The sequence below is a fragment of the Microtetraspora sp. NBRC 13810 genome, assembly GCF_030268685.1.
Classification (GTDB): Bacteria; Actinomycetota; Actinomycetes; order Streptosporangiales; family Streptosporangiaceae; genus BSRQ01.
This window is the reverse complement of record NZ_BSRQ01000005.1, coordinates 43,495-70,268: the sequence shown is the minus strand read 5'-3', so window position 1 is coordinate 70,268 and position 26,774 is coordinate 43,495. Positions and strand designations below refer to the sequence as shown.

Sequence of the window (26,774 nt, the reverse complement as noted above, 5' to 3'; positions counted from 1 at the left end):
GCACTTCCGGTCAGGCTACCCGCCACCGGCGCCGTCGGCGGCCTCGACCGACTCCCACAGGCTCTGGTACCACGGCGGGCGCGCCTGCGTCTGCTGCTCGGCCGCGGGCTCTCCCGGCCTGGCCGGAGCCTGGTCGGGAGAGCCGTCCATCACCACGAAGCACTTCTCACCCGGCCCGCAGTAGAACAGCCGCTCCCTGGCCTGCTGCCGGGTGTAGTCGGGATCCTGGAGCTGCTTGCGCCGCTCCTCCAGCCTGGACAGCGCGGCGAGCTCGCGCTCCTGCTCCTGGCGCAGCTCGGCGATCTGCCGCCGCTGCGCGACGAACTCGCGCACGGGATAGGCCAGGCTCATCGCGATCGCGCACACCACCAGCGCGAGCACCGCCGCCCGCCCGGTCAGCTGCGGCCGTCTGGTCATCAGGCCCTCCCGTCCACCCGGTAAGGCTCACGCCCCGCTCCGCGGCCCGGAAGGGGCTGCGAAACGGGGCAAGCCGTACAACAAGTTAGCGCTGGAAGCGCGGGAAAGCCGCGCGACCCGCGTAACGGGCGGCATCGTCGAGGAGTTCCTCGATGCGGAGAAGCTGGTTGTACTTGGCGACCCGGTCGGAGCGGGCCGGGGCGCCGGTCTTGATCTGGCCGCAGTTGGTGGCCACGGCCAGGTCGGCGATCGTGGTGTCCTCGGTCTCACCGGAGCGGTGGCTCATCATGCAGCGGTAGCCGCTGCGGTGGGCGAGGTCCACGGCGTCGAGGGTCTCCGACAGCGTGCCGATCTGGTTGACCTTGACCAGCAGCGCGTTGGCCGCGCCCTCGGCGATGCCGCGGGCCAGCCGCTCGGGGTTGGTGACGAACAGGTCGTCGCCGACGAGCTGGACCCTGGAGCCGAGCGAGGAGGTGATGGCGGTCCAGCCCGCCCAGTCCTCCTCGTCCAGCGGGTCCTCGATGGAGACCAGCGGGTAGGAGGTGACGAGGTCCTCGTAGAAGGCGATCAGCTCGTCGGTGCCGAGGCCCTTGCCGTCGATCGTGTAGACGCCGTCCTTGTGGAACTCGGTGGCGGCGACGTCGAGCGCGAGCGCGATGTCCTCGCCCGGCGTGTAACCGGCCTTCTCGATGGCGACCAGGATGAGGTCCAGCGCGTCGCGGTTGGAGGGCAGGTTGGGCGCGAAACCGCCCTCGTCGCCCAGGCCGGTGGCGTAACCCTTGCCCTTCAGCACGCTCTTCAGCGCGTGGTAGGTCTCCGTGCCCATCCGCACGGCCTCGGAGAACGTCTCGGCGCCGATCGGCGCGATCATGAACTCCTGGATGTCGACGTTGGTGTCGGCGTGCGCGCCGCCGTTCAGGATGTTCATCATCGGGACCGGCAGGACGTGCGCGTTGGCCCCGCCGACGTAACGGTACAGCGGCAGGTCGGCGCTGTCGGCCGCGGCCTTGGCGACCGCCAGCGAGACGCCGAGGATCGCGTTGGCGCCGAGCTTGCCCTTGTTCGGGGTGCCGTCCAGGTCGATCATCGTCTGGTCGATCAGCCGCTGCTCCTCGGCGTCGAACCCGATGATCTCCTCCGCGATCTCGTCGGTGACGCACAGGACGGCCTTCTCCACGCCCTTGCCGCCGTAACGGCCGTCGCCGTCGCGCAGCTCCACGGCCTCGAACTGACCGGTGGAGGCACCGCTGGGGACCGCCGCGCGGCCGGTGCTGTAGTCGTCGAGCAGAACCTCGACCTCGACGGTGGGGTTGCCCCGGGAGTCGAGGATCTCACGTGCGGTAACGGCCTCGATGGAAGCCACGGAGCGCTCCTAAATTCGGGAAGTCGGTTTGCGACAGAAGCCTACCGATGCCCCGCCCGATCCATCGTCAGGGGCAAGGCGCCGGTGAGGCGGTCGCCCCCGGGCAGGCCGTAGCCTTCTAGCCATGCCGCTGATCCTCCTCACCACCTCGCCCAGGGTCGCGCCCGGCCTGCTCGGGCACCGCGCGTGGCAGGTCCTGCGGTCCGGCCGCGTGCTCACTGGGACGCCGGACCACCCCCAGCTCCCCTACCTCGCCGAGGCGGGGATCGAGGTCGAGGTGGTCGCGCCCGACCCCGCGCGCCTGGTGCGGGAGGCGGCCGGCGCCGAGATCGTCTGGCTGGCCGCGCAGGAGGGCGACGAGGACCTCATGCGGGCCGTCGGCCGCGCCGCGCTGGCCGCCGACGAGCCGCCGCTGATCGAGATGGTGCCCGGGTCCTACGACCTGCCCGGCGCCCGGGTGCTGGATCTCGTCGCCGTGATGGACCGGCTGCGCGTCCAGTGCCCGTGGGACGCCAAGCAGACCCACGAGTCGCTGGTGCCGTACCTCCTGGAAGAGGCTTACGAGGTGGTGGAGACTGTCGAGGACGGCGACTATCCGGCGCTGCGCGAGGAGCTGGGCGACGTGCTGCTCCAGGTGGCCTTCCACGCCAGGGTGGCGAAGGAGCGCGCGGACGGCTTCGACATCGACGACGTGGCCGAGGGCATCGTGGCCAAGCTCGTCCGCCGGCATCCGCACGTCTTCGGCGAGGTCACCGTGGAGGGCGCGGACGAGGTCAACGCCAACTGGGAGGCCATCAAGGCGGCCGAGCGGGCCGAGAAGGGCCGCGAGTCGGCACTGGACGGGGTTCCCCTCGGCCAGCCCGCGCTCACCCTGGCCGCCGCCCTCCAGCGCCGCGCCGACCGCATCGGCGCCCCGGCCGGCCTTCCCGAGGACGCCGCCTCCGCGCTGGGCCGCCGGCTGTTCGAGCTGGTGCGGCAGGCCCGCGCCGACGGCCTCGACCCCGAGGCCGAGCTGCGGGCGGCCGCCCGCGCCTACGCCGCCCTCGTCCGGTCCTGGGAACAGCGGGCCTGACGGCCGCCCCGGTGCGGGGCGGCCGGGGAGGCGTTACTGGATCGGCGGGGCCGCCGGGTCGCCGGCGGCGCCGCCGGCCGGGCCCGCGGTCTTGCCGAACCGGTCGCTGTCGATGAAGACGCCCGTCTGCGGGTCGAACTTGCCGTAGCGCGGGCTGTAGCTGACCGGGATCGCCTGGAGGTCCTTGACCAGCTGCTCCTGACCCCGCTGGAGGGCGGCCTCGTCGGTGCCGCCGCCGTGCTTGGCGAGGAGCTTCTGCGCGGTGAGGAACGCCCGGATGTAGTCCCGGGTCATCGACGGCGCGACACCCTGGCCGAGCAGGGTGCGCTGCACCTGGGGCAGGCCGCCCTGGGCGCTGATGAAGCCGTCGACCTCGCCGTTGGTGACCGCCACGCCGTCCTTGCGGGCGAGCTGGTCGTAGCGGCTCACCTCGACGAGCTGGAGCAACGCCATCTGCGGCAGGGAGAGCGAACTCTGCTGCTGCTGGGCGGACGGGTCCTTCGCCAGCGCCGCCTGGGCCTCGCGAACATCCGCATCGAGCCTGCTCGCGGTGATACGGTCACTGCCGACGATCGCCGCGGTGCCGGGCTGCGCCGAGGAGCAGGCGGTCAGCGCGAAGCCGGCGACCATCAGGGCGAGGGCGAGACGCTTTGGTGTCTTCAACGTGGGGATCCCTTCCGACAAACCGCGCTTACTTTACCGCGCTGCCCGCTGTGGCCGTTTCCAGGAACATCGCCTGGACCAGTTCGCCGCACCATTTCAGCAGATCGAGATCGCGCAGTGGCCGGCCGCCCAGCGGTTTCGTCTTCGGCACCGGCACGAGCAGGGTGTCCACCGCCTGCTTGTGCAACGCCTTGGGGTAGAGCCGCTGGAGCCTGACCTGCTGGGAGTCCTTCAGCCGCGCCGGGGCGAACTTGATGTGCTGCCCCTGGAGGGTCACGTCGGTGAGCCCCGCCTGGCGGGCGCGGACCCGGAAGCGGGCGACCTCCAGCAGGTTCTCCACCTGCTCGGGCGGCCTGCCGTACCGGTCGGTGAGCTCGTCGCGGACGGCGGCGATGTCGTCGTCGGAGCCGACCGCGGCGATCCGCTTGTACGCCTCCAGCCGCAGCCGCTCGGAGGTGACGTAGTCGTGCGGGATGTGCGCGTTGATCGGCAGCTCGACCTTGACGTCGGACCGCTCCGCCTCCTCCGCCGGCTCCCCGGACAGCTTGGCCTTCTGCTCCTGTACGGCTTCCGCCATCATCCGCACGTAGAGGTCGAACCCGACGCCGGCGATGTGGCCCGACTGCTCGGCCCCGAGGATGTTGCCCGCGCCGCGGATCTCCAGGTCCTTCATCGCCACGTACATGCCCGCGCCCATCTCGGTGTGCTGGGCGATGGTGGCGAGACGCTCGTGGGCGGTCTCGGTGAGCGGCTTCTCCGGCGGGTAGAGGAAGTAGGCGTAGCCGCGCTCGCGGCCCCGGCCGACCCGGCCGCGGAGCTGGTGGAGCTGGGACAGGCCGTAGTTGTCCGCCCGGTCCACGATGAGCGTGTTGGCGTTGGGCACGTCGAGGCCGGACTCGACGATCGTGGTGCAGACGAGCACGTCGAAGTTGCGCTCCCAGAAGTCCACCATGATCTTTTCGAGCTGGTTCTCGTTCATCTGGCCGTGCGCCACCGCGATCTTGGCCTCGGGCACCAGCTCACGCAGCCGCAGCGCGGTCTTGTTGATGCTGGCCACCCGGTTGTGCACGAAGAACACCTGGCCGTCGCGCATCAGCTCGCGCCGCACCGCCGCCGCGATCTGCTTCTCGTCGTAGGGGCCGACGAAGGTGAGGATGGGGTGACGCTCCTCGGGCGGGGTGAGGATGGTGGACATCTCCCTGATGCCGGTGAGACCCATCTCCAGCGTGCGCGGGATCGGCGTGGCGGACATCGCCAGCACGTCCACCTGGGTACGCAGGTGCTTCATCGCCTCTTTGTGCTCGACGCCGAAGCGCTGCTCCTCGTCCACGATGATCAGGCCGAGCTGCTTGAACCTGACCTCCGGGCTGAGCAGCCGGTGGGTGCCGATGACGACGTCCACCGCGCCCTCGGTGAGGCCCTTCATCGTCTCCTTCACCTCGCCGTCGGTCTGGAACCGCGACATCGGCCTGACCACGACGGGAAAGCTGGAGAAACGCTCGGCGAACGTGGACAGGTGCTGCTGCACCAGCAGCGTGGTCGGCACCAGGACCGCCACCTGCTTGCCGTCCTGCACCGCCTTGAACGCCGCGCGCACCGCGATCTCGGTCTTGCCGTAGCCCACGTCGCCGCAGATCAGCCGGTCCATCGGCAGCGGGCGCTCCATGTCCCGCTTGACCTCGTCGATCGCCTCCAACTGGTCGCCCGTCTCGGCGTAGGGGAAGGCGTCCTCCATCTCGCGCTGCCAGGGGGTGTCCACCCCGAAGGCGTGGCCGGGCGAGGCCATCCGGGCGCTGTAGAGCCTGATCAGCTCCCCGGCGATCTCCTTGACCGCCTTCTTGGCCCGGGACTTCGCCTTGGACCAGTCGGCGCCGCCCATCCGGTTGAGCGTGGGCGCCTCGCCGCCGACGTATCGGGTGACCTCGTCGAGCTGGTCGGTGGGCACGTAGAGCCGGTCGCCCTTGGCGTACTCGATCACCAGGTATTCGCGGGTGGCGCCCTGCACGGTGCGCTGCACCATCTCCACGTAGCGGCCCACGCCGTGCTGCTCGTGCACCACGTGGTCGCCGAGCTTGAGCTGGAGCGGGTCCACCATGTTCCGCCGGCGCGAGGGCAGCCGCCGCATGTCCTTGGTGGACGCCTTCTGGCCCACGAGGTCCAGGTGGGTGAGCACGGCGAGGGAGGCGGTGACGAAGCCGTGCTCGATCCGGGCCGTGGTCACGTGCACGACGCCCGGCTCCGGCGGGACGGGCAGGCCCGGCTCCAGCCTGGCCGGCACGTCCACCCCCTTGAGCAGCTCGACCATCCGCTCGGCCGGGCCGTGCCCCTCGCTGAGCAGCACCACCGCGCGGCCCTCGCCGAGCCAGCCCTTGATGTCGCCGAGCGCCCGCTGCGTGTCACCCCGGTAGGTCTCGGACTCCCGGGCGGGCAGCGCGACGCCGGCCCCCTCCGCGGTGTCCTCGAACGGCGCCAGCGACCACCACGGCATGCCCAGCCGGCGCGCGTGGTCGCGCACCTCGGCCAGGTCGCGGAAGGCCGCCGCGCCGAGGTCGATCGGCGCCTCGCCGCCGGAGGCCGCGTTGATCCACGACGCCTCCAGGAACTCCTGGCTGGTGCGGACCAGCTCGTCCGCGCGGCCCCTGATCCGCTCGGGGTCGCAGACGAAGACGGCCGAACGCAGCGGCAGATGGTCGATCAGCAGGTCCATCTCGCCGGCCAGCACCGGCGCGAACGCCTCCATGCCCTCCACCGGCACGCCCTCGGCGAGCTGGTCGAGGATCTCGGCCAGCGCCGGGTGCCGCTCGGCCAGCTCCCTGGCCCGCTCCCGCACCTCCCCGGTGAGCAGCAGCTCCCGGCACGGCGCGGCGAACAGGCCGCCCTCGGCCACCTCCAGCGAGCGCTGGTCGGCGACCTTGAACCAGCGGACCTCCTCGACCGTGTCGCCCCAGAACTCCAGCCGCAGCGGGTGCTCCTCGGTGGGCGGGAAGACGTCGAGCAGCCCGCCGCGCACGGCCACCTCGCCGCGCTTCTCCACCATGTCGACCCGGTGGTAGCCGTTCTCCACCAGCCGCTCCACCACCGACTCGAGCTCGGCGTCGTCGCCGGCGCGCAGCCGTACCGGGACCAGGTGGCCGAGGCCCGCGACGATCGGCTGGAGCAGCGCCCTGACCGGGGCCACCACGACCTGGAGCGGGCCGGCGGAGGAGTCGCCCTCCACCGGGTGGGCGAGCCTCCTCAGCACGGCGAGCCGCTGGCCCACGGTGTCGCTGCGCGGCGACAGCCGCTCGTGCGGCAGCGTCTCCCAGGCGGGGAACACCGCCACGGTGGTCTCGGGCAGCAGGCTGGTGAGAGCCGCCGCGAGGTCCTCCGCCTCCCTGCCGGTCGCGGTCACCGCGAGCACGGTGCGCGCCCCCTGTGCCGCGCCCTCCCGCGACAGCGCGGCCACCGCGAAGGGACGCAACGCCGGCGGGGCGATGAGAGAGACGTCGGAGACGTCGCCCCCGCGGACATCGGCAAGGACGTCGGCGAACTCCCGCTCGCCCGCGACAAGGTCAAGCACTCCGGAAAGCATCATTGTGATTCGCCCACAGCCCCACGACGGCAACACGAGCACCCCCGGCCTGAGATGTGGTGGTCGCGGGGGTTACCCCACAAGGTTACTTGGCCGCACCCCGGTACGGCGCGCGGCCCGTCGGCGGGTTCCCGGTTCGTCCGAACGACCGGAAATACCTGGCTGAGCGCACCCGATTGATTACTGTGAGTCACATGTCTGACGTGAGATCGGTCGTGGCACACGACGACCTGTTCATCAGGCGCATCAGGGAGCAATGGACCGAGCAGCTCGGCAGGCGGCTCGACATCCTGATCGCCGGGTGCGGCAGGCCCGACCCGTTGCGGGTGGAGCGGATGGAGGCGCGGATCACCGGGATCGACGAAGACCTGCCGGAGCTGCGGGCGATCGTCCCCGAGCGGGACGACCTCGACACGTGGGCGCTCGGCGACCTGCGTTCTGTGCCGCTGCCGCCGCGCTCCTTCGACGTCGTCTACATCGACTTCCTGGTGGAGCGCATCCAGTACGCCGAGCTGGTGCTCGACCGCATCCTGGCCGGTTTGCGGCCGGGCGGGCTGCTGCTGATCCGGATGCGCGACCGCACCTCGGCCTACGGGTTCTGCGACCGGCTGCTGCCCGGCTGGCTGCGCCGCGCGGTGTGGCGCAGGTTCGTGCCGCAGAGCACCGTGGGGCCGCTGCCCGCGGTCTACGAGCCGGTCACCTCGCGGGAGAGCCTGCACTCCTTCTGCCTGGTGCGCGGGTTGCGGATCACCGACGACCTGCGCGGCAACAGCGGTCCCGCGCTCTACGGCCCGTGGGGCGGGGTGGCCCGGTCGATATGCGCGCTGGTCGACCGGCTGTCGGGCGGCCGCCGTACGGCCGCGCACGACGAGGTGACCCTGGTGATCCGCAAACCACAGAACCACTTCGCCCGGCTAATCTGAGCCACGACAGCAGCAGCCACGTACCAGGGACGCGAAGCGATGACGGCCAGCAATTCCGAGTGGACCCCCGACGCCCGCGAGCTCGCCGATCTGGAGCTTCTGTTGTCCGGCGCGTTCCAGCCGCTCACCGGCTTCATGACAGCCGCAGACGTGCACAGCGTGACCGACTACGGCCGGATGGCCGACGGCACGCCGTGGCCCGCGCCGGTCACGCTCGACCTGCCGGACGATCATCCCGCCGCGCCCGGGGACCGGGTGACGCTGCGCGACCCCGAGGGGGCGGCGCTCGCCGTCCTCACCGTCACCGAGCGCGCGCACGGCCAGGTGGCCGGCCCCGTGGAGGCGCTCAGCGCGCCCGAGCACGGCCCCTTCGCGCGGCTGCGCCGCACTCCGGCCGAGATCCGCAAGGAGCTGGGCGACAGGGAGGTGCTCGCGGTCACCATGCGCGGCCCGCTCGACGACCTCGGCGAGATCACCGCGACCGCCGCCGAGCTGGACGCGTCGATCCTGCTGCTGCCCCTGGCCTTCGGCGAGGGCGGTCCCGCCGTGGTCCGCGCGGCGCTCGCCGCCCGCGACCGGCTGCCCGAGGGCACGCTCGTCGCCGCCGTGCCGCTCGCGCCCCGCGAGCCGGCCATCGACCTGGAGCTGCGCGAACACGTCGCCGAGGCGTACGGCGCGGCCGAGCACCTCGCGGGACCCGAGCCGGTCACCATCCCCGGCCCGCCGCACCGGCGCGGCCTGGTGGTCTTCTTCACCGGCCTGTCCGGCTCCGGCAAGTCCACCATCGCCAGGGGCCTGCACGACGCGCTGCTGGAGCGCGGCAGCCGTACCGTGACGTATCTCGACGGCGACGTGGTGCGCCGGCTGCTGTCGGCCGGGCTGACCTTCTCCAAGGCCGACCGCGACCTGAACATCCGGCGGATCGGCTTCGTCGCGGCCGAGGTCGCGCGGCACGGCGGCCTGGCCCTGTGCGCGCCCATCGCGCCGTACGCCGCCACCCGGGCCGAGGTCCGCGAGATGGCCGAGGCGGTCGGCGCCGACTTCCTGCTCGTCCACGTGGCCACGCCGCTCGAAGAGTGCGAGCGGCGCGACCGCAAGGGGCTGTACGCCAAGGCGCGGGCCGGCCTGATCCCGGAGTTCACCGGGATCAGCGACCCCTACGAGGAGCCCGACGACGCCGACCTGACGATCGACACCACCGGCATGCCGGTCGAGCGCGCGGTGAGCACGGTCCTCGGCCTCCTCACCGGCGGCGGCTGGGTGCGCTGACCGCGCCGGGACCGGGGCTCACCGCGGCCCCCGGCCGACCCGGGGGGCGGCGGGCTCGCCGGTACCGGCCACACCAGGCTCGGTTCCCGCGACACCCGGCTCGCTCTGGCGCTCGTCCGGGCCCGCGACCCGGCGGCCTACCGGGGTGGAGCGGAAGTAGCGGTCGCCGGCTAGCTCGGTGAAGGCGCGCCCGGCGCCGCTCGTGGTGTCGAACCTCGTGTCCCCCCTGGGCGCGTGCGGCGAGTCGAAGTAGACCACCGCCTTGATCTGCGGATAGTGCGGGATCCTGGCCCGCGCCGACCGGTAGAAGCGCTCCTTGTACCCCCGGTCGTCCGGCCGCTCGAACACCCCCCACTCGGCGAGCATGATCGGCTTGCCCGGGAACCGCCACTGCATCCAGCGGTAGAAGCCCGGCCAGTTGGGGAAGTCGGGACGGGTCTTGTTGATCAGGCTGTCGAAGTCGGTGACCCTGCGGTCGGCGTACGGGTCGAGGGCCACCCAGTCCACCACGTCGTCGCCGGGGTAGAGCGTCTCGAACCACGGCTTGGACGCCCAGTTGGGCGCGCCCATGTAGGTCATGACCGTGACGACGTTGGTCACGCCCTTCTCCCGCAGGCGCATGACGACGTGCCGGTACATCGCCGCGTAGTCCTCCGCGGTCATCCCCGAGTCGGCGCCGGTGCGCACGTCGTCCTCCGGCTCGTGGTGCACGGTGAGGAAGAACCGCTCGGGATAGGTCTTCTTGACGTGCCGGGCCAGCCGGTCGATGCGCCGGTCCACCGCGCCCGTGGCGATCTGCGCCCAGGTGTGCTCGAAGGACGGCTTCCAGTTGACCAGCAGCATCCGCGGGCGGCGCATGTCCCGGGTGAGCGCGCGCTCCGCGGCGGTGGGGAACAGCTCCTTGCCCCGGTGGTAGACGTGCATGATGTCGGCCCTGCGGTCCATCCGCCGCTCGGCGCTCTTCAGGGCCAGGTGCGGCGGCGTCTCCGTGAACACCTCGGGCGCGATCCCCCACCACGCCCCGCAGGACGGGATCAGTTTCGCGGTGACCTGGCACTGCCGGGACGGCGCCAGCCCGAGCAGGCCGTTCACCCGGTCGGCGGACCGCTGCTGCTGGGCCGGCGGGGCGGGTGGCGTCACCTCGCCCGCTCCGCAGCCGGCCGCCCCGGTGAGCAGCGCCACCGACGCCGACACCGCCGGCCACGACCACCGCCGGACGGCCCCGGCCCCCGGGCGCGTGCCCCGGTCCTGAACGGCGACCGGCCGCCGGCCGGCGATTCTCCGGATATCCACCGCTCTATAGGTTAGACGAGGCAAAAGTCCCCCAACTCCCCTCGAAAATCGTTCTCTCGCTCTTTTCCAACTCCCCCTACCCCAAGCCTGCCATCGGTCGAGGGCATCTCGTGACCGACTTCACGGGTGGGTGTTCCCGCAGGCCAGAGCAAGTCAATGGATATTTCGCAATAAATCGAGTCATGGCGCCCAGTTAGGTAAAGCGATCGGCCGAGAATCTTCCGAATTCTGCCTGGAGAATAGACCTCCGCCCTATAGTGAGTGAGCCCTGAAAGCACCCACAGAGCCCGAGGACGCCCACGGTCGTCGCGCCCCGGCCGGGAGGAAACCCTTCGATGAGCCTGTCACCGGCCGACCCCGGCCATCCCGGCGGGGAGCTGAGCGCCTACACCTCGTTGCTCAGGCGGCGGTGGCTGATCTTCCTCTTCTGCGTCGCCGCCGGGTTCGCCGGCAGCGCCGGGCTGCTGCGGCTGACCCCGCCGGCCTACACCGCCACCACCCAGGTGCTGGTCTCCCCGACCGGGCTCCAGGACCAGGTCATGCCGACCGGCAACCGGCAGCGCGAAGCGCTCAACCTCGACACCGAGGCACAGATCGCCCAGTCCGCCGTCGTGGCCACCAAGGCCGCCACCATCCTCGGCTCGGCCGACCCGGTCCCGCTGGAGGTGAGCGTGCCGCCCAACTCGTCGATCCTGTCGATCTCCGCCGCCGCGCCCACGCCCGGCCTGGCCGCCACCAGGGCCGCCGCCTTCGCCCAGGCGTACCTCGGGCACCGCGCCGAGGCCGCCACCGAGGCGGTCAACGCCCAGCTCAAGACGCTCGCCGCGAAGCTCAAGCAGGTCAACACCGACCTCGGCGAGGTCGCCACCACGGTGACCGCCCTGGAGCGGGGCACCGCCGAGCACACGATCGCCTACCAGCGGCAGACCGTGCTGAGCCGCCAGGCGTACAACCTGACCGCCCGCTACGACTCGCTGCGCACCGTGGCCATCGACCCGGGCTCGGTGATCAGCGAGGCCAGGCCGCCGAAGCGGCCCAGCGCCCCCAGCTTCCCCCTCTACCTCGGCAGCGGGCTGATGGCCGGACTGGTCGCCGGCGCCGGCGCCGCGTTCGCCCGGGACCGGCTCGACACCCGGCTGCGGTCCGCCGCCGACGTCGAGCGGCTCACCAGGATCCCGGTGCACGCCGAGCTGGCCTTCGACCGGCTGGGCGCGCCCTACGACCCCGCCCGCCGGAAGGGCTCGCGGTCCGGCACCCCGCTCGGCGCGCTGCACGAGCTGACGGCCGCGCTCCTCGCCGCCCGGCCCGGCGACCACCTGCTGCTCCGCCCGGTCGGGGCGACCGGCGACCTGCGGCAGCTCGCCGCCGTGCTGGACGCCGCCCTCGCCCCGGTCACCCTCCTCACCGGGGAGGACCTGCGCGATCTCGCCCGCGCCGACAGCGCCCTGCTGGTGGTCGGCACGCCCGGTTCGGCGCGTGAGGTGACGGCCGCCGCGCGCAGCCTGTCCCGGCACGGCACCCGGGTGGTCGGCGCCGTCGTCACCCGCCGCCGCCGTTCGGCACGACGGACGGAGCCGGTGCCCGACCTCCTGCCGCCCGCCCGGCCCGCCGTACGCGGGAGCGCGCCGGTCGACACGGAGCTCGGCCGGCTGGTCGCCTCCTCCGACGGCCCCGGCTGGCCCGCCGTGCCCAGGTCCGCCGCGCCGGTGGCCGGCCCCAGGGACGAGACGACCCCGCTGCGCTCCGCCTACCAGCCCGAGCCCCGGCATCCCGAAACCCGGCATCCCGAGCCCGGACATCCTGAGCCCTGGCACCCGGAGCAGAGGCGACCCGAGCGCGGGACCCCCGAGCGCGGGACCCCGGACCGGCGGGACCGCAGGGCCGCCGACCTCACCACCGCCGACCTCGGTACCGGCAGGGCCGACCTGCGCGGGGCGCCACCCGGCAGGTCCGAGCCTGTGGGCAGGCCGGATGTCGCCACCGTGGACCTCCGGGTCGCCGACCGCACGCCCACCGACCGGGTGGTGTACGTCGAGCGTGGCGCCGCCGACCGACGGGCACAGGACGGGTGAGAGGCGTCCGGCCGGTCGCGTGGCCGATCGCCGCGCTGCTGGTGGGGTACCCGGTCTGGTGGGCGCTCGGCTTCGGCGGGCTGTCCGTGATCGTGGTGGCGGTTCCGATGACGGTGATCCTGTGGCGGCGCCGGCCGTTGAAGGTGCCGCCGGGGTTCGGGCTGTGGCTGCTGCTGCTCGCCGGTTTCCTGATCAGCGGGCTGATGCTGGCCGAGATGCCGCCCGGCACGTACGGCGAGTTCGGCCAGGGCAGGGTGCTCGGCTTCGCGATGCGGCTCGCGCTCTACGTGGCGCTGCTCGTCGTCGTCCTCTACCTGGGGAACCTCGGTGAGCACGAGTTACCCCAGCTCGCGCTGATCAGGATGCTCGGCGTGCTCTTCGTCACCACCGTGGTGGGCGGGCTGGTCGGCGTGTTCGCCCCGAAGCTGGAGTTCACCTCGCCGGTGGAGCTCGTCCTGCCCGACTGGATCGCCGGCAACTCCTTCGTGCAGAACCTCATCCATCCCACCGCGGCCCAGACGCAGAAGGTGCTCGGTTACGCCCTGCCCCGGCCGGAGGCCCCCTTCGAATGGGCGAACGCGTGGGGCAGCAACCTGTCGGTGCTGCTGGTGTGGTTCGTGGTCGGCTGGTGGGTGCACGGCGACGCCCGCCGCCGGGTCGCCGCCGTCGTGATCATCGCGGTGGCCATGGTGCCGGTGGTCTACTCGCTCAACCGCGGCCTGTGGGCCGGTCTCGGCCTGGCCGCGCTCTACGCGCTGGTCCGCCTCGGCCCGCGGGCCAGGCTCGCCATCTGCACGGCCGCCGCCGGGCTGGCCCTGGTCTTCGTGGCCACCCCCCTGCACACGATCATCGCCAAACGGCTGGACAGCCCGCACAGCAACGACATCCGCGCCTTCACGATCACCGCCACCGTGTCGGCCGCCGCCCACTCCCCGGTGATCGGTTACGGCAACACCCGCAACGCGCTGGGCAACCACCGCTCGATCACCACCGGGAAGACCGACTGGTGCCGGGAGTGCGGCCACCCGCCCCTGGGCAGCGACGGCCAGCTCTGGCACCTGATGATCACGCAGGGATTCGTCGGCGCCGCGCTCTACGTGGCGTTCTTCCTCAACGCGATCCGCCGCTACTGGCGCGACCGCACCCCGGTCGGCATGGCGGGCGTGCTCGTCATGATCCTCGTGCTGTCCTACATGTTCGTCTACGACGGCCTCGTCACCCCGCTCAGCCTGTACCTGATCTCGTTCGCCCTGTTGTGGAGGGGGTCTTCGTGAACGACGCCCAGATCCGGCTGCGCTACCTGGAGCGGACGATCCGGCTGCTCTTCCCCGGCGCCGGGGAGCCTTCCGCCTACTCGGTGCTGCCGCATCCCCGGTTGCCCCGGCGGCTGGTGCCGCGCACGTGGTGGCACCGGCCGTTCGGCCCGGCCGTGCCCGTGCCGTCGGGTGCGGAGTCGATCATCGGCCATCTCGGCGAGGTGCTCGGCATGCCGGTGCGCGTCGTGCTGCACATCCGTCCCGCCCGGCGGGCCAACCGCAAGCCGGTGCTGGAGGTGCACGGGCCGGACGGGCTCGCCGCGTACGTCAAGGTGGGCGACTCGGCGCGGGCGCGCGCCCTGGTGCGGAACGAGGCCGCGGCGCTGCGCCTGCTCGCCGACGCGCCGCTCAAGACGGTGTGCCCGCCGGTCCTGCTGCACCACGGCGAGTGGCGCGGCCTGGACGTGCTCGTCGTCTCCCCGCTGCCGGTGCCGCGCCGCCGCCGCCCGATCCCGGCACAGCTGATCCATGCGGCCGTGGCGGAGATCGCCGCCCTGGACGCGGACACGCCGTCCGCCTGGCACGGGGACTTCGCGCCGTGGAACATCGCGCGGGCGCCGGACGGGCGGCTGCTGGTGTGGGACTGGGAGCGCTTCGCGTCCGGGGTGCCGCTCGGCTTCGACGCCGCGCACCTGTCCCTGTCCCGGGCGCTGAGCCGGATGCGGCCACCGCTCGCCGCCCGCTCCTGCCTGGCCTCGGCCACCGAGACCCTCGCCCCGTACGGCCTGTCGGCGGCGCAGGCCAAGCTGACCGTCATCCGGTACCTGATCACCCTGGCCGACCGGCACGCCGCCGACGGGCACGAGCCGCTGGGCCCGCCCGCCCGCTGGCTCACCCCGCTCATCGACCACCAGGAGAGCGTGCTGTGACCTCCCACCTGAAGCGCTCGGCGCACGCCGTCTCGCTCACCACCGGCCGGCTCACCTCGGGCAGCCGGATCCTGCCGTCGTTCCTGATCGTGGGCGCGCAGCGGTGCGGGACGACCTCGCTCTACCGGGCGCTGGCCCAGCATCCGCTGGTGCTCAAGCCGGTGCTGCGCAAGGGCGTGCACTTCTTCGACGTGGCCTACCGCCGGGGGCTGCCGTGGTACCGGGCGCACTTCCCGCTGCGGGCCACCGCCGCCCGGCTGCACCGCAGGTTCGGTCATCGGCCGCTGGCCTTCGAGTCCTCGCCTTACTACCTCTTCCACCCGCTGGCGGGGGCCAGGATCGCCTGGGACCTGCCGGGGGTCAAGCTGATCGTACTGGTCCGCGACCCGGTCGAGCGGGCCTACTCGGCTTACCTGCACGAGCTGGCCAGGGGCTTCGAGCAGGAGAGCTCCTTCGAGCACGCGCTGCAACTGGAACGCCGCCGCCTCGCCGGGGAGGCCGACGCGCTGTGCGCCGAGCCCCACTCGCAGAGCCACGCCCACCGGCACCACGCCTACCTCGCCCGGGGCCGTTACGCCGAGCAGATCGGCAAGCTGGAGGCGCAGGTGGGGCGGCAGCGGCTGCTCGTGCTGGACAGCCACCGGTTCTTCGCCGATCCCGACGCGGTCTATGACCGGGTGCTGGAGTTCCTCGGGCTGCCGCACGTCGCCGATCCGGTGTTCGAGCGGCACAACGCCCGGCCGCGACCGGCGCCGATGACCGTCTCGCTGCGCCGCGCCCTGCGCGACCACTTCGAGCCGTGGGACTCCCGGTTGCGGCCCTGGCTGGGCGAGGAGCCGTCGTGGCGCCGGTGACCGGCCTGTCCCCGCGCGGCGCCCGCTCGCGCGGGCTCGCCGGGGCGGGCGCGGCCGGGATGCTCGGCGCCGGGGTCGGGGCGCTGGCGCAGTTCCTGCTGGTGCTGGTCGTCACCCGGTCGCTGCCTGCGCACCAGGCGGGCGCGTTCTTCACGGCCACGGCGTTGTGCCTGATGGCGGCCGGGATTCTGCGGCTGGACGCCGGGAACGGGCTGGTCTACTTCATCGCCAGGTCCCGCCCGTTCGACCACCACGGCATGTCCGGATATATCAGGGCAGCGCTGCTGCCCGTGCTCGTCCTGTCCGTGGCCGGGGCGGTCATCGCGCACCTGCACCACGACGAGATCGCCGCCGCCACCGGCGTCCCCGCCGAATGGGTCCGGCCGCTCGGCGCCGCCCTGCCCGTCGTCGTGTGCGCCGAGGTGCTGGTGGCGGCCACCCGGGGCTTCGGGGTGATAGGCCCGACGGTCTGCCTCACCGGCCTGTTCCTCCCGCTGTCCCAGCTCGCCCTGGTCGCCGGGGCCGTCGCCGTCGCGATCCCGCCCACGCTCGGCTGGGCGCTGCCGTACCTGCCGGTGCTGGTGCTGGGATGGGTGTGCCTGCGGCGGCGGACACCGCGCCGGCCGTACATGCCGGGGACCGCGCTTGACCTGTGGCGGCACACCGCGCCCCGGGCGGTGGCGGGGGCGATCCAGGCGGTCTTCCAGCGGCTGGACGTGGTGCTGGTCGCCGTGCTCGCCGGGCCGGTGGAGGCCGCCTTCTACACCGCCGCCACCCGGTTCAAGGTGGTCGGGCAGCTCGCCGGGCAGGGGCTGGCGCAGGCCGCGCAACCCCGGCTGGTCCGCGCGCTGGCGGCCGGCGACCTGCGCCGCGCCCGCGAGCTGTACCAGGTCACCACGGTGTGGCTGGTGCTGGCGACCTGGCCGATCTGGGTGGGGTACGCGGTGTTCGCGCCGTGGGTGCTGCCGATCTTCGGGGACGGCTACGCCGGGGGGACGGGGGTGGCGGTCGTGCTGTCCGCGACGATGCTGGCCGCCTCGGCGTGCGGCATGGTGGACGTCGTGCTGACCGCCGCCGGGCACACCACGGCGAGCCTGGCGCACATCGCCGCCGCCGTCGCGGTCACCGTCACACTGGACCTGGCGCTGATCCCCGGGTACGGCGCGCTCGGCGCGGCCCTCGGCTGGTCGGCCGGCGTGCTGGTGAAGAACCTCGTCCCGCTCCTCCTGCTGCACCGCGCGTACGGCCTGCGCCCCTTCGGCCGGCACACCCTCACCGCCCTCCGCACCCCCGGGAGAACCCTGTGAACCCGCGCCGTCCCGTCCTCGTCACCGGCCTGCCGCGCAGCGGCACGAGCTGGGCGGGCAAGATGCTCGCGGCCGGCGGCGACCTGGTCTACGTCAACGAGCCGCTCAACCCGCAGCACCCGCCCGGCCGCTCCCCCGGCGTGCTCAACGCCACCGTCACCCACCGCTTCCAGTACATCTGCCGGGACAACGAAGCCGCCTGGCTGCCCGCCTTCGCCGACACCGTCGCCCTGCGCTACCGCTTCCTCGCCGAGCTGCGCCGCAACCGCTCGCCGTACGACCTGGCCCGGCTCGCCCGGTACGGCGCGGCGTTCACGGCCGGACGGCTGCGGGGGCGGCGGGCGCTGCTCGACGACCCGTTCGCGGTGCTGTCGGCCGGGTGGTTCGCGGAGCGGCTCGGCTGCCGGGTGGTCGTCCTGGTGCGTGACCCGGTGTCGCTGGCGGCGAGCTGGCAACGGCTCGGCTGGACGGTCTACTTCCACGAGCTGCTGGAACAACCGCTGCTGCTGCGCGACCATCCCGAGGTGGCGGAGACCAGGGCGCTGGTCGGCTCGCAGGACCGGCTGGCCAAGGTGGCGGCGTTGTGGCGGCTGACCAGCGCGATCACCGCCCGGCTGGCGGACCGCCATCCGGGCGTCCTGGTGGTCCGCTACGAGGATCTCGCCACCGCCCCGCTGGCCGCCTTCCGGCATCTGTACACCTGGGCCGGTCTGCCCTGGTCGGCCCGCGCCGAGCGGCGGATCGGCCTGGCCTGCACCGGCGGCCCGCCGCCCGCCGCGCCGGGCGGCTTCGCCTGGACCGGCCTGTCCCACACCGCCTTCCGCCCCATGGACTCCCGCGTCGCCCTCACCCCTCCCGACCTGCCGCCGGAAGACGCGCGCCGGGTCCGCGCGCTGTCCATGAGCTGACGGCTACTCGGTGCGCAGCCCGTCCGGCCGGGTGAGCCGCCACAGGGCCGGCAGGCTGAGCAGGGTCATCAGCAGCACCACGGCCGCGCCGAGCCCGTTCGACAGGCCGACCACCTGCCAGTCGACGGAGATCGGCAGCGCGACCATCCGCAGCAGCGCGCCCCCCAGGCACAGCCCGAAGATCGTGGCGAGGGCCAGGCCGATCAGCACCGGTATCGCCGCCTGCCACAGGACCGACCAGGTCAGCGAGCTGCGCCGGGTGCCGACCGCGGCCAGTGCCGCCAGCAGGCCGCGGCGTTCCCTGAGCTGCTCCAGGATGCCGACCAGCATGCTGGCGCCGATCAGCAGCAACGTCACCACGACCCCGGCGTACAGGCCGCGCCGGATGGCGGTGAACCTGTTCGACTCGACGGTGGCCGACAGGATGTCGACCGTGCCCTGCGGGTCGATCGCCGCCACCGTGTTGCGCACCCGGTCCAGCGTGTCCGGGCCGTGGTCGAGCCGGACGAACGTGCGGGCGGTCAGCCGGGGCAGTTCGACGCCGGCGAGGGCTCGGGGGGTGACCAGGACGGCGTCCAGGAGCTGGCCGGCGGCGTCCGGGCGTGCCTCGACCGTCCGGGCGGCGGCGGGCAGCTTCCAGCGCGGGCCGTGTTCGCCCAGGGTCAGCCGGGCGCCGGGACGGAAGGCGGCACGCTCCGCCCGATCCCGGTCCCGGTCCCGGTCGGCGAGGTGCGCGAGGAACACGTCACCGTCGGCGCAGCGGCCGAGGCGGGCGAACTCGGCCAGCGAGGCGCACTCGCCGATCCGCAGGAACGTGTACGTCGGCGCCTGGTCCGCAGAGGGAGCGGGCACGAGGGCGCTGACCTCGAACGTCCCGCTGACGCCGGTCACGCCCGGCGTGGCGCGCAGCCGGGCCGCCACGTTCGAGTCGGCGGACGCGCCGCGCACGGTCACCATCGCCTGCGCCCTGGTCACATCCTGCCCGGTGGGCGTGGTGGACTCGGCCGCCACCCCGGCGAACATCATCTGCAGGCCGATGGCGCCGGCCACGGCGACCGCGATCCCGCTGACGAGACGGGCCGAGGTACCGCTGTCCAGTTGCAGCCTGCGGGTGGCGAGCTGCCAGCCGACCGGGCCGCCACGCAGCCGGCGCACGAACAGATCGATCACCCACGGCAGCAGCGCGACCGCGCCGACGAGCAGCAGGACGGCCCCCGCGGCGACCTGCAACCCGGCGAGCGAGCCCGCTCCCGTGTCGCGCCCGGCCACCACCGGCCACAGCGCCGCCAGGCCGAGGACGGGCAGCACGAGACGCCACCAGAGCCGGCGGCGGACCGGGGTGGCCCGCCGGGTCACCCCGAGCGGTTCGACGGAGACCCCGCGCAACGTGACGAGGCTGACCACGGCGGAGAGCACCGGCACCGCCAGCGCGATCACGACGACGAGCGGAACGCCGGGACGCACGTCCGAGGCGTAGACGCTGATGTCCCACAGGGCCACCAGCGGCACCAGCTCGCGCCCGGCGAGGAACAGCACGGCGCCGACGGCGAGCCCGAGCAGCGCGCCGACCATCGCCTCACCGGTCGCGATCCACCGGATCATCCCCCGGTCCGCGCCCACCAGCCGCAGCGCGGCCAGCCGCCGGTCCCGCCGCTCGCCGCCGAAGCGTACGGCCGCGCCGAGGAAGACCGCGACGGGCAGCAGGAGCACGACGAAGATGATCACAACGAAGAGGGTGAGCACCGGCCCGAGCGGCTCACGGCTGAGGTCCTCGACGCCGAACGCGGCGAGACGGGTCGCCCGGTCGGCGGGCAGCGTGTCGCTGCCGAGGTAGAACGCGAGCTCGCCGGGACCGTTCAGCCCCTCGTCCGCGATCGTGCCGATGACCCGCGCGCCGCCCAGCCGGGGGGCGAACAGCCGTCCGTCGGGCGAGCCGAGCAGGTCCTCCAGCGCCGGGGAGACGACCACCTCGCCGGGCCCGGGCAGCTTCCCGACACCCGGCGGGACCGGCGCCCGGGGACCCTCCGGACGGACGATCCGCCCGTACACGGGCGTGCTGCGGAAGGACGTGTAGAAGGCCGCCACCAGCACGGTGTCATCCCCTTGCGGGACCGGGTCGCCGTACCGGAGGTCGCTGCGGGCCGCGCCCCGGTCGTCCCTGGCCTGGAGCGCGCCGGGCACCGCGGCCGCGAGCAGCAGCATGGCCACGCCGATGCCCACGCCGAGGGCGGTGAAGAGCGTCCGGGTCCAGCCGTCCCGGCCGCCGGCGAACGCCAGCCGGGCGCCCAGCGCCATATCGCTCAGGCGGCCCCTCATCGGGACCGCTGGAGGTCACGGGTGCGGCCGTCGCGCACCACGACTTCGCGGTCGGAGTAGCCCGCGACCCTGGCCTCGTGGGTCACCAGCACCACGGCGGCGCCGGTCTCCCGCGCCGTGAGGGTCAGCAGCCGCATCACCCGCTCGCCGTTGAGCGAGTCGAGGGCGCCGGTCGGCTCGTCGGCGAAGACCACCCGCGGACCGGTGACCAGGGCACGGGCCACCGCCACCCGCTGCCCCTGTCCGCCGGAGATCTCCCCCGGCCGCTTGCCCGCCAGGCCGGCCACCTCCAGCCGGTCCAGCCACTCGGCGGCCCGGCGCTCCGCCTCCCCGCGGCGGACCCGTTCCATGCGCAACGGCAGGGCGACGTTCTCCAGGCAGGTGAGCTCCGGCACGAGCCGGCCGAACTGGAACACGAATCCGAACCTGGTACGCCGCAGAGCACTGCGCGCACTGTCCGACATGGCCGACATGTCGTGCCCCTCGTAGAGCACCCGGCCGGAGTCCGGCCGGACGATCCCGGCGAGGCAGTGCAACAGGGTCGACTTCCCCGACCCGGAGGGACCCATGATCGCGACGACCTCGCCGCCCACCACGTCCAGCGAGGCGCCGTCCAGCGCCGGGGTGGGCCCGAAGGACTTGCGCAGGTCCTCGCCGACCAGCAACGGCGGGCCCGTCACGACCGCATCCGCCGGGCGAGTTCGTCGAGCCTGGCGGCGGTCAGCTCCAGCCAGCGCAGGTCGGCTTCGAGGTGGAACAGCGCGTGGTCGCAGATGAGCTGCTCGGCGAGGTCGCCGGTCAGCTTGCGCCGGGTCAGCTCGCGAACGAGACGCAGGTGCTCGGCGCGCTGCACGTCGAGCAGGTCGGCCGCGGGCCGCCCGGTCAGCAGCGCGAGGACCACCTTGGTGTAGAGCGTGTTCTGCAGGTACGGCTCGGGCTTCTCCGCCGTCGCCAGCCACCGCTCCACGTCGGTGACCCCGGCGGCGGTGACCGCGTACCGCTTGCGCTCCGGCCCGCCGCCCGGCTCGATGCCGTCGAGCTCGACCATGCCGTCCTTCAGCAGCCGGGACAGCGTGGCGTAGACCTGTCCGTAGGGCAGGGGGCGGCTGTGCCCGAACCGGTCGTCGTAAGCCCGTTTCAGGTCGTATCCGTGACGGGGGCCGGCCTCAAGGAGACCCAGGAAGGTTTGTCCGATTGACACGCTTAGAGACTATACACACGATGTATACATGTCGCGTGTAGTCGGACGGTGGGCCGGCTCACCCTCGGCCGCGTACCACCCGGCGCAGCAGGCAACGGGCCAGCAGCAGGCCGGCGAAGGGCAGGTCGTCGACGAGGTAACGGCGGGCGAGGCGGACGGGCTCGCAGCAGAGGCGGAACAGCCACTCCAGACCCGCCCGCCGCATCCACCGCGGTGCCCGGCGCACCGCCCCGGCCGCGAAGCCGAGCGCCGCGCCGCAGCCGAGGAACCACGCGTCCGGCAGCTCCGCCCGCAGCATGGTGATCAACCGGTCCTGCCGGGGGAACCCGAGCCCGACGAACACCACCCGCGGCCCCGCCGCCACCAGCTCCGCCCGGATCCGCGCCACCTCCCCCGCACACCCCTCGAACCCGTACGGCGGCGCCACCGCCCCCAGCACGCGCAACCCGGGGAACCGGTCCGCCAGCACCCGGGCGGCCCGCTCCGGAACGCCCGGCGGCCCGCCCACCAGGTACACCGGGTGCCCGTGCCGTGCCGCCGCGGCCGACAGCGACCAGATCAGATCGGCTCCGGTGACCCGCCCGGGCACCGGCGTACCGCTCAGCTTCGACGCCCACACCAGCGGCATCCCGTCGGCGACGACGATCTCGGCCCCGGTGACGATCCGGCGGACCGCGTCGTCCCTGGCGGCAAGACGGCAGATGTCGACATTGGGAGTGACGATGTGCCCGCCGTCGCCGCGGCGAAGCGCTTCGACGACCCGTTCGACCACCTCGGCCTCGGTGACCGGGTCGATCGGCACCCCGCCCAGTGTGACCCGCCGGGCCGGAGACCTGGTCGCGGGCATCAGATGCCGTGGCCGCGGGTGTGCAGGAGGCTGAGGACGCCCTGGGCGGAGAGGAGGCCGGCGGCCACGGCGAGGGCCAGCGGGGCGCGCGGTTCGGCCGGGCGCGCGGCGCAGGCGCGGGCGGCCCACCGGACCGCCTCGCGCCGACGGCCGAGCGCCGCGTGGTGAAACGCGAGCTGACCGTAGATCCTCGCCGCGCCGCGAGGATCTACGGCCAGCTCTGTGTGCCGGGCAAGCATCCACTCAAGCCCGGCTATCCGGTCACCCCAGCGGGTGACGTAATCGGAGGCGCCCCAGCGCACCCGCACCAGGGGCCGATCGACGTGCGCGATCGGATGGCGCTTGGCGGCGCGGAGCGCGAGGTCCCAGTCCTCGTTCTGGCCGTTGGGGGCGGTCTCGTCGGCCCACAGGGCGCCCCGCCGGAACAGGAAGGTGGAGGAGTGCACCATCACCATGCGCGACCGGGACAGGTCGGTGGACGTGATCACGTCTTTGCCGGCCAGCCGGGTGACGCTGCGCGACCGGTACTCGACGGTGATGGCGCAGCTCGCGAACTCCGCGCCGGGCCGTGCGGAGAGCGCGGCCAGCTGGGCGGTGAGCTTGCCGGGCAGCCAGGCGTCGTCGTCGTCGCAGAACGCGACGAAGTCGGTGGTCAGGGCGGCGATGCCGGTATTGCGGGCCCCGGGCAGACCGGGCCGGAACCGGTTGGCCACCACCCGCACAGCACCACGCCCAGGCGGACACCCGCCCGCCACCACATCCGCCACCTGCTCCGCAACCCGCCCCACCCCCTCACCCAAACTCCCACCCGCAGCTTCACCCCGGCTCCCACCCGCGGTCTCACGCAGGCTCCCGCCCGCGGTCTCGCCCCACATCCCAACAGGGCCCCAGACGCCAGCCGCACCCCGCGCCCCGCCCCGGCGCAAAGCCTCGGCTTCGCCCCGCGGCTCGACCTGCCTCTCGCCCACCGCCTCGGCATGTGCCGCGGCCAGGTGGGTGCCGCCGTCCACGACGACGACCACGTCGAGGGGACCCGGCCAGTCCTGCCCGAGGACGGAGGCGAGGGCGGCGCGCAGCAGCGTCGGACGGCGGCCACAGGTGGGCACGACGACCCCGACGGTCACACCGGCACCCGCACCCACCGCCCCGTTGATCATCCCCGGGCTGGGGGCCGCGGACATCTCGCCAGGCACACGCGACACGGCGGACAGCTCCCCGGGCACGCCAGGCACCCCGGACAACTCTCCAGACGTGCCAGGGGTCGTGGTCATGCGACCGCCTCGCGGGTGCCGCAGGTGGGGGGGCGGGAGCGGAGGCGGTAGCCGTAGCGGAGCAGGAGGGGCCAGGTGAGGGCGGTGACCAGCCAGCGGTCGCCGCGGGGCATCGCGGCCCGCCAGCTTTCGTCGAGGGTGAGGTCGACGGTGCCGGCCATGAAGCGCATGGGGTTACCCGACGACGTGTGCGCCACGCCGAGCCGGGCCTGGTGACCGGTGACGAACTCCAGCCGGGGCGCGAGGTGCAGCCTGATGAGCAGGCGGGCCAGGGTCCGGCGCGGGGAGTCGAGGAGGTCTTCGTAACGGACCCTGATCACCCGGACGCCCCGGGCGGCGAGGAACTCCAGCGCGAGATTCTGCGCGGCCCAGTGCAGGGAGGTGCGGGCTGGCCCCCAGCGGGTCATCGGGGTGCCGGTCTCCGGCCGGACGACGTGCTTGCGCCAGGAGTGCGCCACTCCCCGGGGGTCGCGCACCACCTGCACCACCAGGATCTCCATCCCGGCGGCGACCAGGCAGAACGCCAGGGAGGCGTGCTTGCTGGAGTCGATCACGATGGGACACTGCGCCACGTCGCCCGCCGCGGCGTAGAGCCGCTGGTAGGCCGCGCCGTACTCCAGCAGGTCGGCCGAGCGGCGGGGTGGGATGCGGCGGGTGCGGTCGACGCGGTGGCGCAGCGTGATGACCCGGTCGGTGAGCTGGCGCGACCAGCCGCCGAACGCGCGGTCGCCCACCTCCCGCCAGAAGGGGCACTCGGGGAAGCGGACACCGCACCCGCACGGCTCCCCGTCGCCCGCGCCCCGCGACCAGAGATGCACGACCTCGCCCAGCGGGACGACGCCCGGAACTTCGCCAAGCAGGCGCTCCAGCAGGGTGCTGCCACTACGCCCGATCCCACCCAGGTAGATCACCTGGGTGGGTGCACTCGTCATCACGCGAACGAACCCCTAACGGGCGGATACGTACCGTGCCCACTCTAACACATAGAGTAATCGTACGTTCACGCGACGACCAAGGGATCGCTCAGAAAGGAGGACTCAGCCGCGGGCCTCGACGATCATGCCGGCGCCGACGGTGCCGTTGGTGGCCTCGTCCACGAGGATGAAGCCGCCGGTCAGCCGGTTCCGGGCGTAGTCGTCGACGAAGAGCGGCTGGGTGATGCGCAGCGAGACGCGGCCGATCTCGTTCAGGCCGAGCGACTGGGCGGACTCGTCGCGGTGCAGCGTGTTCACGTCGAGCCGGTAGTGCAGGTCGCGCACGAGGGCGCGGGCCGTACGGGTGGTGTGCTTGATCATCAGCTTCGAGCGCGGCGCGAGCTTCACCCCGTCGGCCATCCAGCAGATCATCGCCTCCAGCTCCTGCGCGGCGGCCGGCTGGTTGTTCGGGCGGCAGATCATGTCGCCCCGCGAGATGTCGATGTCGTCCTCCAGGCGGAGGGTGACCGACATGGGCGGGTACGCCTCGGCGACCGGGCCGTCGAAGGTGTCGATCGACGCGATCTTGGTGCTGAGGCCGCTCGGCAGGTGCACGACCTCGTCACCGGGCTTGAGCACGCCGCCCGCGACCTGGCCCGCGTAGCCGCGGTAGTCGTGGAAGGCGTGGTCGGTGGCCCGCTGCGGGCGGATCACATATTGCACGGGGAAGCGCACGTCGACCAGGTTGCGGTCGGAGGCGATGTGCACGTTCTCCAGGTGGTGCAGCAGGGAGGTGCCGTCGTACCACGACATGTTCTCGGACCGGGTGACGACGTTGTCGCCGTTCAGCGCCGAGATCGGGATGAAGGTGAGGTCGGGCGCGTTGAGCTTGGAGGCGAACGCGGTGAACTCCTCGTGGATCTCGTTGAACCGCTCCTCGGAGTAGTCGACGAGGTCCATCTTGTTGACCGCCAGCACCAGGTGCGGCACCCGCAGCAGCGTGGTCAGGAAGGCGTGCCGGCGCGACTGCTCCAGCACGCCCTTGCGCGCGTCGATCAGGATGATCGCCAGGTCGGCGGTCGAGGCGCCGGTCACCATGTTCCGGGTGTACTGGATGTGCCCCGGGGTGTCGGCGATGATGAACTTGCGCTTGGGCGTGGCGAAGTAGCGGTAGGCCACGTCGATCGTGATGCCCTGCTCGCGCTCGGCCCGCAGGCCGTCGGTCAGCAGCGACAGGTCGGTGTACTCCGTGCCACGGTCCCGGCTGGTACGCTCCACGGCCTCCAGCTGATCCTCGAAGATCGCTTTGGAGTCGAAGAGCAGCCGCCCGATCAGGGTGGACTTTCCGTCGTCCACCGATCCCGCCGTGGCGAAACGCAGGATGTCCATGTGCTTAGAAGTAACCTTCCCGCTTGCGGTCTTCCATTGCGGCCTCGGACGTGCGGTCGTCGGCGCGGGTGGCGCCACGCTCGGTGATCCGGGTGGCGGCGATCTCGGCGATGATCTCCTCGACGGTGGCCGCCGCGGACTGCACGGCCCCGGTGCAGGTCATGTCGCCGACCGTGCGATAGCGCACGACGGCCTCGAAGACCGGCTCGTCGTCGCCGCGGTTCACCACGTCCTCGTCGGCCAGCAGCATGCCGTCGCGCTCGAACACCGCGCGCTTGTGCGCGTAGTAGATCGACGGGATCTCGATCTCCTCGCGGCGGATGTAGTCCCAGATGTCCAGCTCGGTCCAGTTGGACAGCGGGAAGACCCGGATGTGCTCACCCTTGCGGATCTTGGCGTTGTAGAGGTTCCACAGCTCGGGGCGCTGGTTCTTCGGGTCCCACTGGCCGAAGTCGTCGCGGAAGGAGAACACGCGCTCCTTGGCCCGCGCCTTCTCCTCGTCGCGCCGGGCGCCGCCGAAGACCGCGTCGAACTCGTGCTCCTCGATCGCGTCGAGCAGGGTGGTGGTCTGGAGCCGGTTGCGCGAGGCGCGCCGCCCGGTCTCCTCCACCACGCGGCCGGCGTCGATGGAGTCCTGGACGCTGGCCACCACCAGCCTGGCGCCCAGCTCCGCCACCCGCCGGTCGCGGAAGTCGATCACCTCGGAGAAGTTGTGCCCCGTGTCCACGTGCATGAGCGGGAACGGGATCGGCGCCGGCCAGAAGGCCTTCTGCGCGATGCGCAACATCACGATCGAGTCTTTGCCGCCGGAGAAGAGCAGGCAGGGACGCTCGAACTCGGCGGCGACCTCACGCATGATGTGGATCGCCTCGGCTTCGAGGACGTCGAGTTGCGACGTGGTGTAGTCGGCCTGGAGCATCGAATTCCTTCCGGGGTGAC

Annotated in this window: 22 protein-coding genes; 9 read left to right on the top strand and 13 right to left on the bottom strand. The window is 72.8% G+C overall.

What is annotated here, in order from left to right; genetic code table 11:
- Positions 1-15: 15 nt before the first annotated feature.
- Together QSK26_RS12095 and eno are read right to left on the bottom strand one after the other, a co-directional pair.
- Positions 16-417, bottom strand: coding sequence for an FtsB family cell division protein (locus QSK26_RS12095; protein ID WP_285775163.1), 402 nt, complete (start codon positions 415-417; stop codon positions 16-18).
- 85 nt (positions 418-502) lie between these two features.
- Positions 503-1,780: a phosphopyruvate hydratase gene (gene eno / locus QSK26_RS12090; protein ID WP_285775162.1), complete on the bottom strand. Its 1,278-nt coding sequence runs from the start codon at positions 1,778-1,780 to the stop codon at positions 503-505.
- Positions 1,781-1,904: 124 nt separating this feature from the next.
- Here eno and QSK26_RS12085 point away from each other — a divergent pair, with 124 nt between their 5' ends.
- A complete protein-coding gene (locus tag QSK26_RS12085; RefSeq protein WP_285775161.1) occupies positions 1,905-2,852 on the top strand; it encodes a nucleoside triphosphate pyrophosphohydrolase in 948 nt (315 codons plus the stop codon).
- A gap of 33 nt (positions 2,853-2,885) precedes the next feature.
- Here the strand turns inward: QSK26_RS12085 and QSK26_RS12080 are convergent, their stop codons facing one another.
- Both QSK26_RS12080 and mfd read right to left on the bottom strand, forming a co-directional pair.
- Complete coding sequence (locus QSK26_RS12080) at positions 2,886-3,515, bottom strand: SurA N-terminal domain-containing protein (RefSeq protein WP_285775160.1); 630 nt, start codon at positions 3,513-3,515, stop codon at positions 2,886-2,888.
- Positions 3,516-3,543: 28 nt separating this feature from the next.
- Entirely contained in the window at positions 3,544-7,089 is a 3,546-nt protein-coding gene (gene mfd / locus QSK26_RS12075; protein WP_285775159.1) for a transcription-repair coupling factor, read from the bottom strand.
- 191 nt (positions 7,090-7,280) lie between these two features.
- Here mfd and QSK26_RS12070 point away from each other — a divergent pair, with 191 nt between their 5' ends.
- Complete coding sequence (locus QSK26_RS12070) at positions 7,281-8,009, top strand: class I SAM-dependent methyltransferase (protein WP_285775158.1); 729 nt, start codon at positions 7,281-7,283, stop codon at positions 8,007-8,009.
- Between the two features lie 39 nt (positions 8,010-8,048).
- Positions 8,049-9,278, top strand: coding sequence for an adenylyl-sulfate kinase (gene cysC, locus QSK26_RS12065; protein WP_285775157.1), 1,230 nt, complete (start codon positions 8,049-8,051; stop codon positions 9,276-9,278).
- A gap of 18 nt (positions 9,279-9,296) precedes the next feature.
- On the opposite strand, the gene QSK26_RS12060 is transcribed toward cysC, so the two are convergent.
- Entirely contained in the window at positions 9,297-10,571 is a 1,275-nt protein-coding gene (locus tag QSK26_RS12060) for a glycoside hydrolase family 26 protein (protein ID WP_285775156.1), read from the bottom strand.
- Positions 10,572-10,906: 335 nt separating this feature from the next.
- On the opposite strand from QSK26_RS12060, the gene QSK26_RS12055 reads away from it, so the two are divergent.
- The 6 genes from QSK26_RS12055 to QSK26_RS12030 are packed head-to-tail and all read left to right on the top strand — an operon-like array spanning position 10,907 to position 17,897.
- The gene (locus tag QSK26_RS12055) at positions 10,907-12,643 is read left to right on the top strand and encodes a Wzz/FepE/Etk N-terminal domain-containing protein (protein ID WP_285775155.1); all 1,737 of its coding nucleotides are present in this window, start codon (positions 10,907-10,909) and stop codon (positions 12,641-12,643) included.
- The gene (locus tag QSK26_RS12050) at positions 12,640-13,917 is read left to right on the top strand and encodes a hypothetical protein (RefSeq protein WP_285775154.1); all 1,278 of its coding nucleotides are present in this window, start codon (positions 12,640-12,642) and stop codon (positions 13,915-13,917) included. Before QSK26_RS12055 ends, QSK26_RS12050 begins: the two co-directional genes overlap by 4 nt.
- Positions 13,914-14,828 carry a hypothetical protein gene (locus QSK26_RS12045; RefSeq protein WP_285775153.1) on the top strand — a complete coding sequence of 305 codons (915 nt, stop codon included), beginning with the start codon at positions 13,914-13,916 and terminating at the stop codon, positions 14,826-14,828. Before QSK26_RS12050 ends, QSK26_RS12045 begins: the two co-directional genes overlap by 4 nt.
- Complete coding sequence (locus tag QSK26_RS12040) at positions 14,825-15,682, top strand: sulfotransferase family protein (RefSeq protein WP_285775152.1); 858 nt, start codon at positions 14,825-14,827, stop codon at positions 15,680-15,682. The genes QSK26_RS12045 and QSK26_RS12040 overlap by 4 nt, the downstream gene beginning before the upstream one ends.
- Entirely contained in the window at positions 15,670-16,989 is a 1,320-nt protein-coding gene (locus tag QSK26_RS12035) for a lipopolysaccharide biosynthesis protein (RefSeq protein ID WP_285775151.1), read from the top strand. The genes QSK26_RS12040 and QSK26_RS12035 overlap by 13 nt, the downstream gene beginning before the upstream one ends.
- Positions 16,986-17,897 (top strand): sulfotransferase, encoded by a 912-nt coding sequence (locus QSK26_RS12030; RefSeq protein WP_285775150.1) that lies wholly within the window; start codon positions 16,986-16,988, stop codon positions 17,895-17,897. Before QSK26_RS12035 ends, QSK26_RS12030 begins: the two co-directional genes overlap by 4 nt.
- Before the next feature lie 3 nt (positions 17,898-17,900).
- Here the strand turns inward: QSK26_RS12030 and QSK26_RS12025 are convergent, their stop codons facing one another.
- From QSK26_RS12025 to cysD, 8 genes are all read right to left on the bottom strand, one after another.
- Positions 17,901-20,213 carry an FtsX-like permease family protein gene (locus QSK26_RS12025; RefSeq protein ID WP_285775149.1) on the bottom strand — a complete coding sequence of 771 codons (2,313 nt, stop codon included), beginning with the start codon at positions 20,211-20,213 and terminating at the stop codon, positions 17,901-17,903.
- Positions 20,210-20,893, bottom strand: a complete 684-nt coding sequence (locus QSK26_RS12020) for an ABC transporter ATP-binding protein (protein WP_285775148.1) — start codon at positions 20,891-20,893, stop codon at positions 20,210-20,212. Before QSK26_RS12020 ends, QSK26_RS12025 begins: the two co-directional genes overlap by 4 nt.
- A complete protein-coding gene (locus QSK26_RS12015; RefSeq protein WP_285775147.1) occupies positions 20,890-21,414 on the bottom strand; it encodes a PadR family transcriptional regulator in 525 nt (174 codons plus the stop codon). The genes QSK26_RS12020 and QSK26_RS12015 overlap by 4 nt, the downstream gene beginning before the upstream one ends.
- 58 nt (positions 21,415-21,472) lie before the next feature.
- Positions 21,473-22,216 carry a WecB/TagA/CpsF family glycosyltransferase gene (locus QSK26_RS12010; RefSeq protein ID WP_285775146.1) on the bottom strand — a complete coding sequence of 248 codons (744 nt, stop codon included), beginning with the start codon at positions 22,214-22,216 and terminating at the stop codon, positions 21,473-21,475.
- A 44-nt stretch (positions 22,217-22,260) separates the two neighbouring features.
- Positions 22,261-23,532: a glycosyltransferase family 2 protein gene (locus tag QSK26_RS12005; RefSeq protein WP_285775145.1), complete on the bottom strand. Its 1,272-nt coding sequence runs from the start codon at positions 23,530-23,532 to the stop codon at positions 22,261-22,263.
- Positions 23,529-24,464, bottom strand: coding sequence for a sulfotransferase family protein (locus QSK26_RS12000; protein WP_285775144.1), 936 nt, complete (start codon positions 24,462-24,464; stop codon positions 23,529-23,531). Before QSK26_RS12000 ends, QSK26_RS12005 begins: the two co-directional genes overlap by 4 nt.
- Positions 24,465-24,569: 105 nt before the next feature.
- On the bottom strand, positions 24,570-25,835 hold the full coding sequence (cysN, locus tag QSK26_RS11995; protein WP_285775143.1) for a sulfate adenylyltransferase subunit CysN: 1,266 nt from the start codon (positions 25,833-25,835) through the stop codon (positions 24,570-24,572).
- A 4-nt stretch (positions 25,836-25,839) separates the two neighbouring features.
- Positions 25,840-26,754 (bottom strand): sulfate adenylyltransferase subunit CysD, encoded by a 915-nt coding sequence (gene cysD, locus QSK26_RS11990; RefSeq protein WP_285775142.1) that lies wholly within the window; start codon positions 26,752-26,754, stop codon positions 25,840-25,842.
- Between the last annotated feature and the right edge of the window lie 20 nt (positions 26,755-26,774).

Bases quoted from the DNA above. Each gene is read 5' to 3' on its own strand.
- QSK26_RS12095 (WP_285775163.1), bottom strand. From the start codon at position 417: ATGACCAGACGGCCGCAGCTGACCGGGCGGGCGGCGGTGCTCGCGCTG.
- QSK26_RS12000 (WP_285775144.1), bottom strand. From the start codon at position 24,464: ATGACGAGTGCACCCACCCAGGTGATCTACCTGGGTGGGATCGGGCGT.
- QSK26_RS12070 (WP_285775158.1), top strand. From the start codon at position 7,281: ATGTCTGACGTGAGATCGGTCGTGGCACACGACGACCTGTTCATCAGG.
- cysN (WP_285775143.1), bottom strand. From the start codon at position 25,835: ATGGACATCCTGCGTTTCGCCACGGCGGGATCGGTGGACGACGGAAAG.
- mfd (WP_285775159.1), bottom strand. From the start codon at position 7,089: ATGATGCTTTCCGGAGTGCTTGACCTTGTCGCGGGCGAGCGGGAGTTC.
- QSK26_RS12055 (WP_285775155.1), top strand. From the start codon at position 10,907: ATGAGCCTGTCACCGGCCGACCCCGGCCATCCCGGCGGGGAGCTGAGC.
- QSK26_RS12005 (WP_285775145.1), bottom strand. From the start codon at position 23,532: ATGACCACGACCCCTGGCACGTCTGGAGAGTTGTCCGGGGTGCCTGGC.
- QSK26_RS12025 (WP_285775149.1), bottom strand. From the start codon at position 20,213: ATGAGGGGCCGCCTGAGCGATATGGCGCTGGGCGCCCGGCTGGCGTTC.
- QSK26_RS12085 (WP_285775161.1), top strand. From the start codon at position 1,905: ATGCCGCTGATCCTCCTCACCACCTCGCCCAGGGTCGCGCCCGGCCTG.
- cysD (WP_285775142.1), bottom strand. From the start codon at position 26,754: ATGCTCCAGGCCGACTACACCACGTCGCAACTCGACGTCCTCGAAGCC.
- cysC (WP_285775157.1), top strand. From the start codon at position 8,049: ATGACGGCCAGCAATTCCGAGTGGACCCCCGACGCCCGCGAGCTCGCC.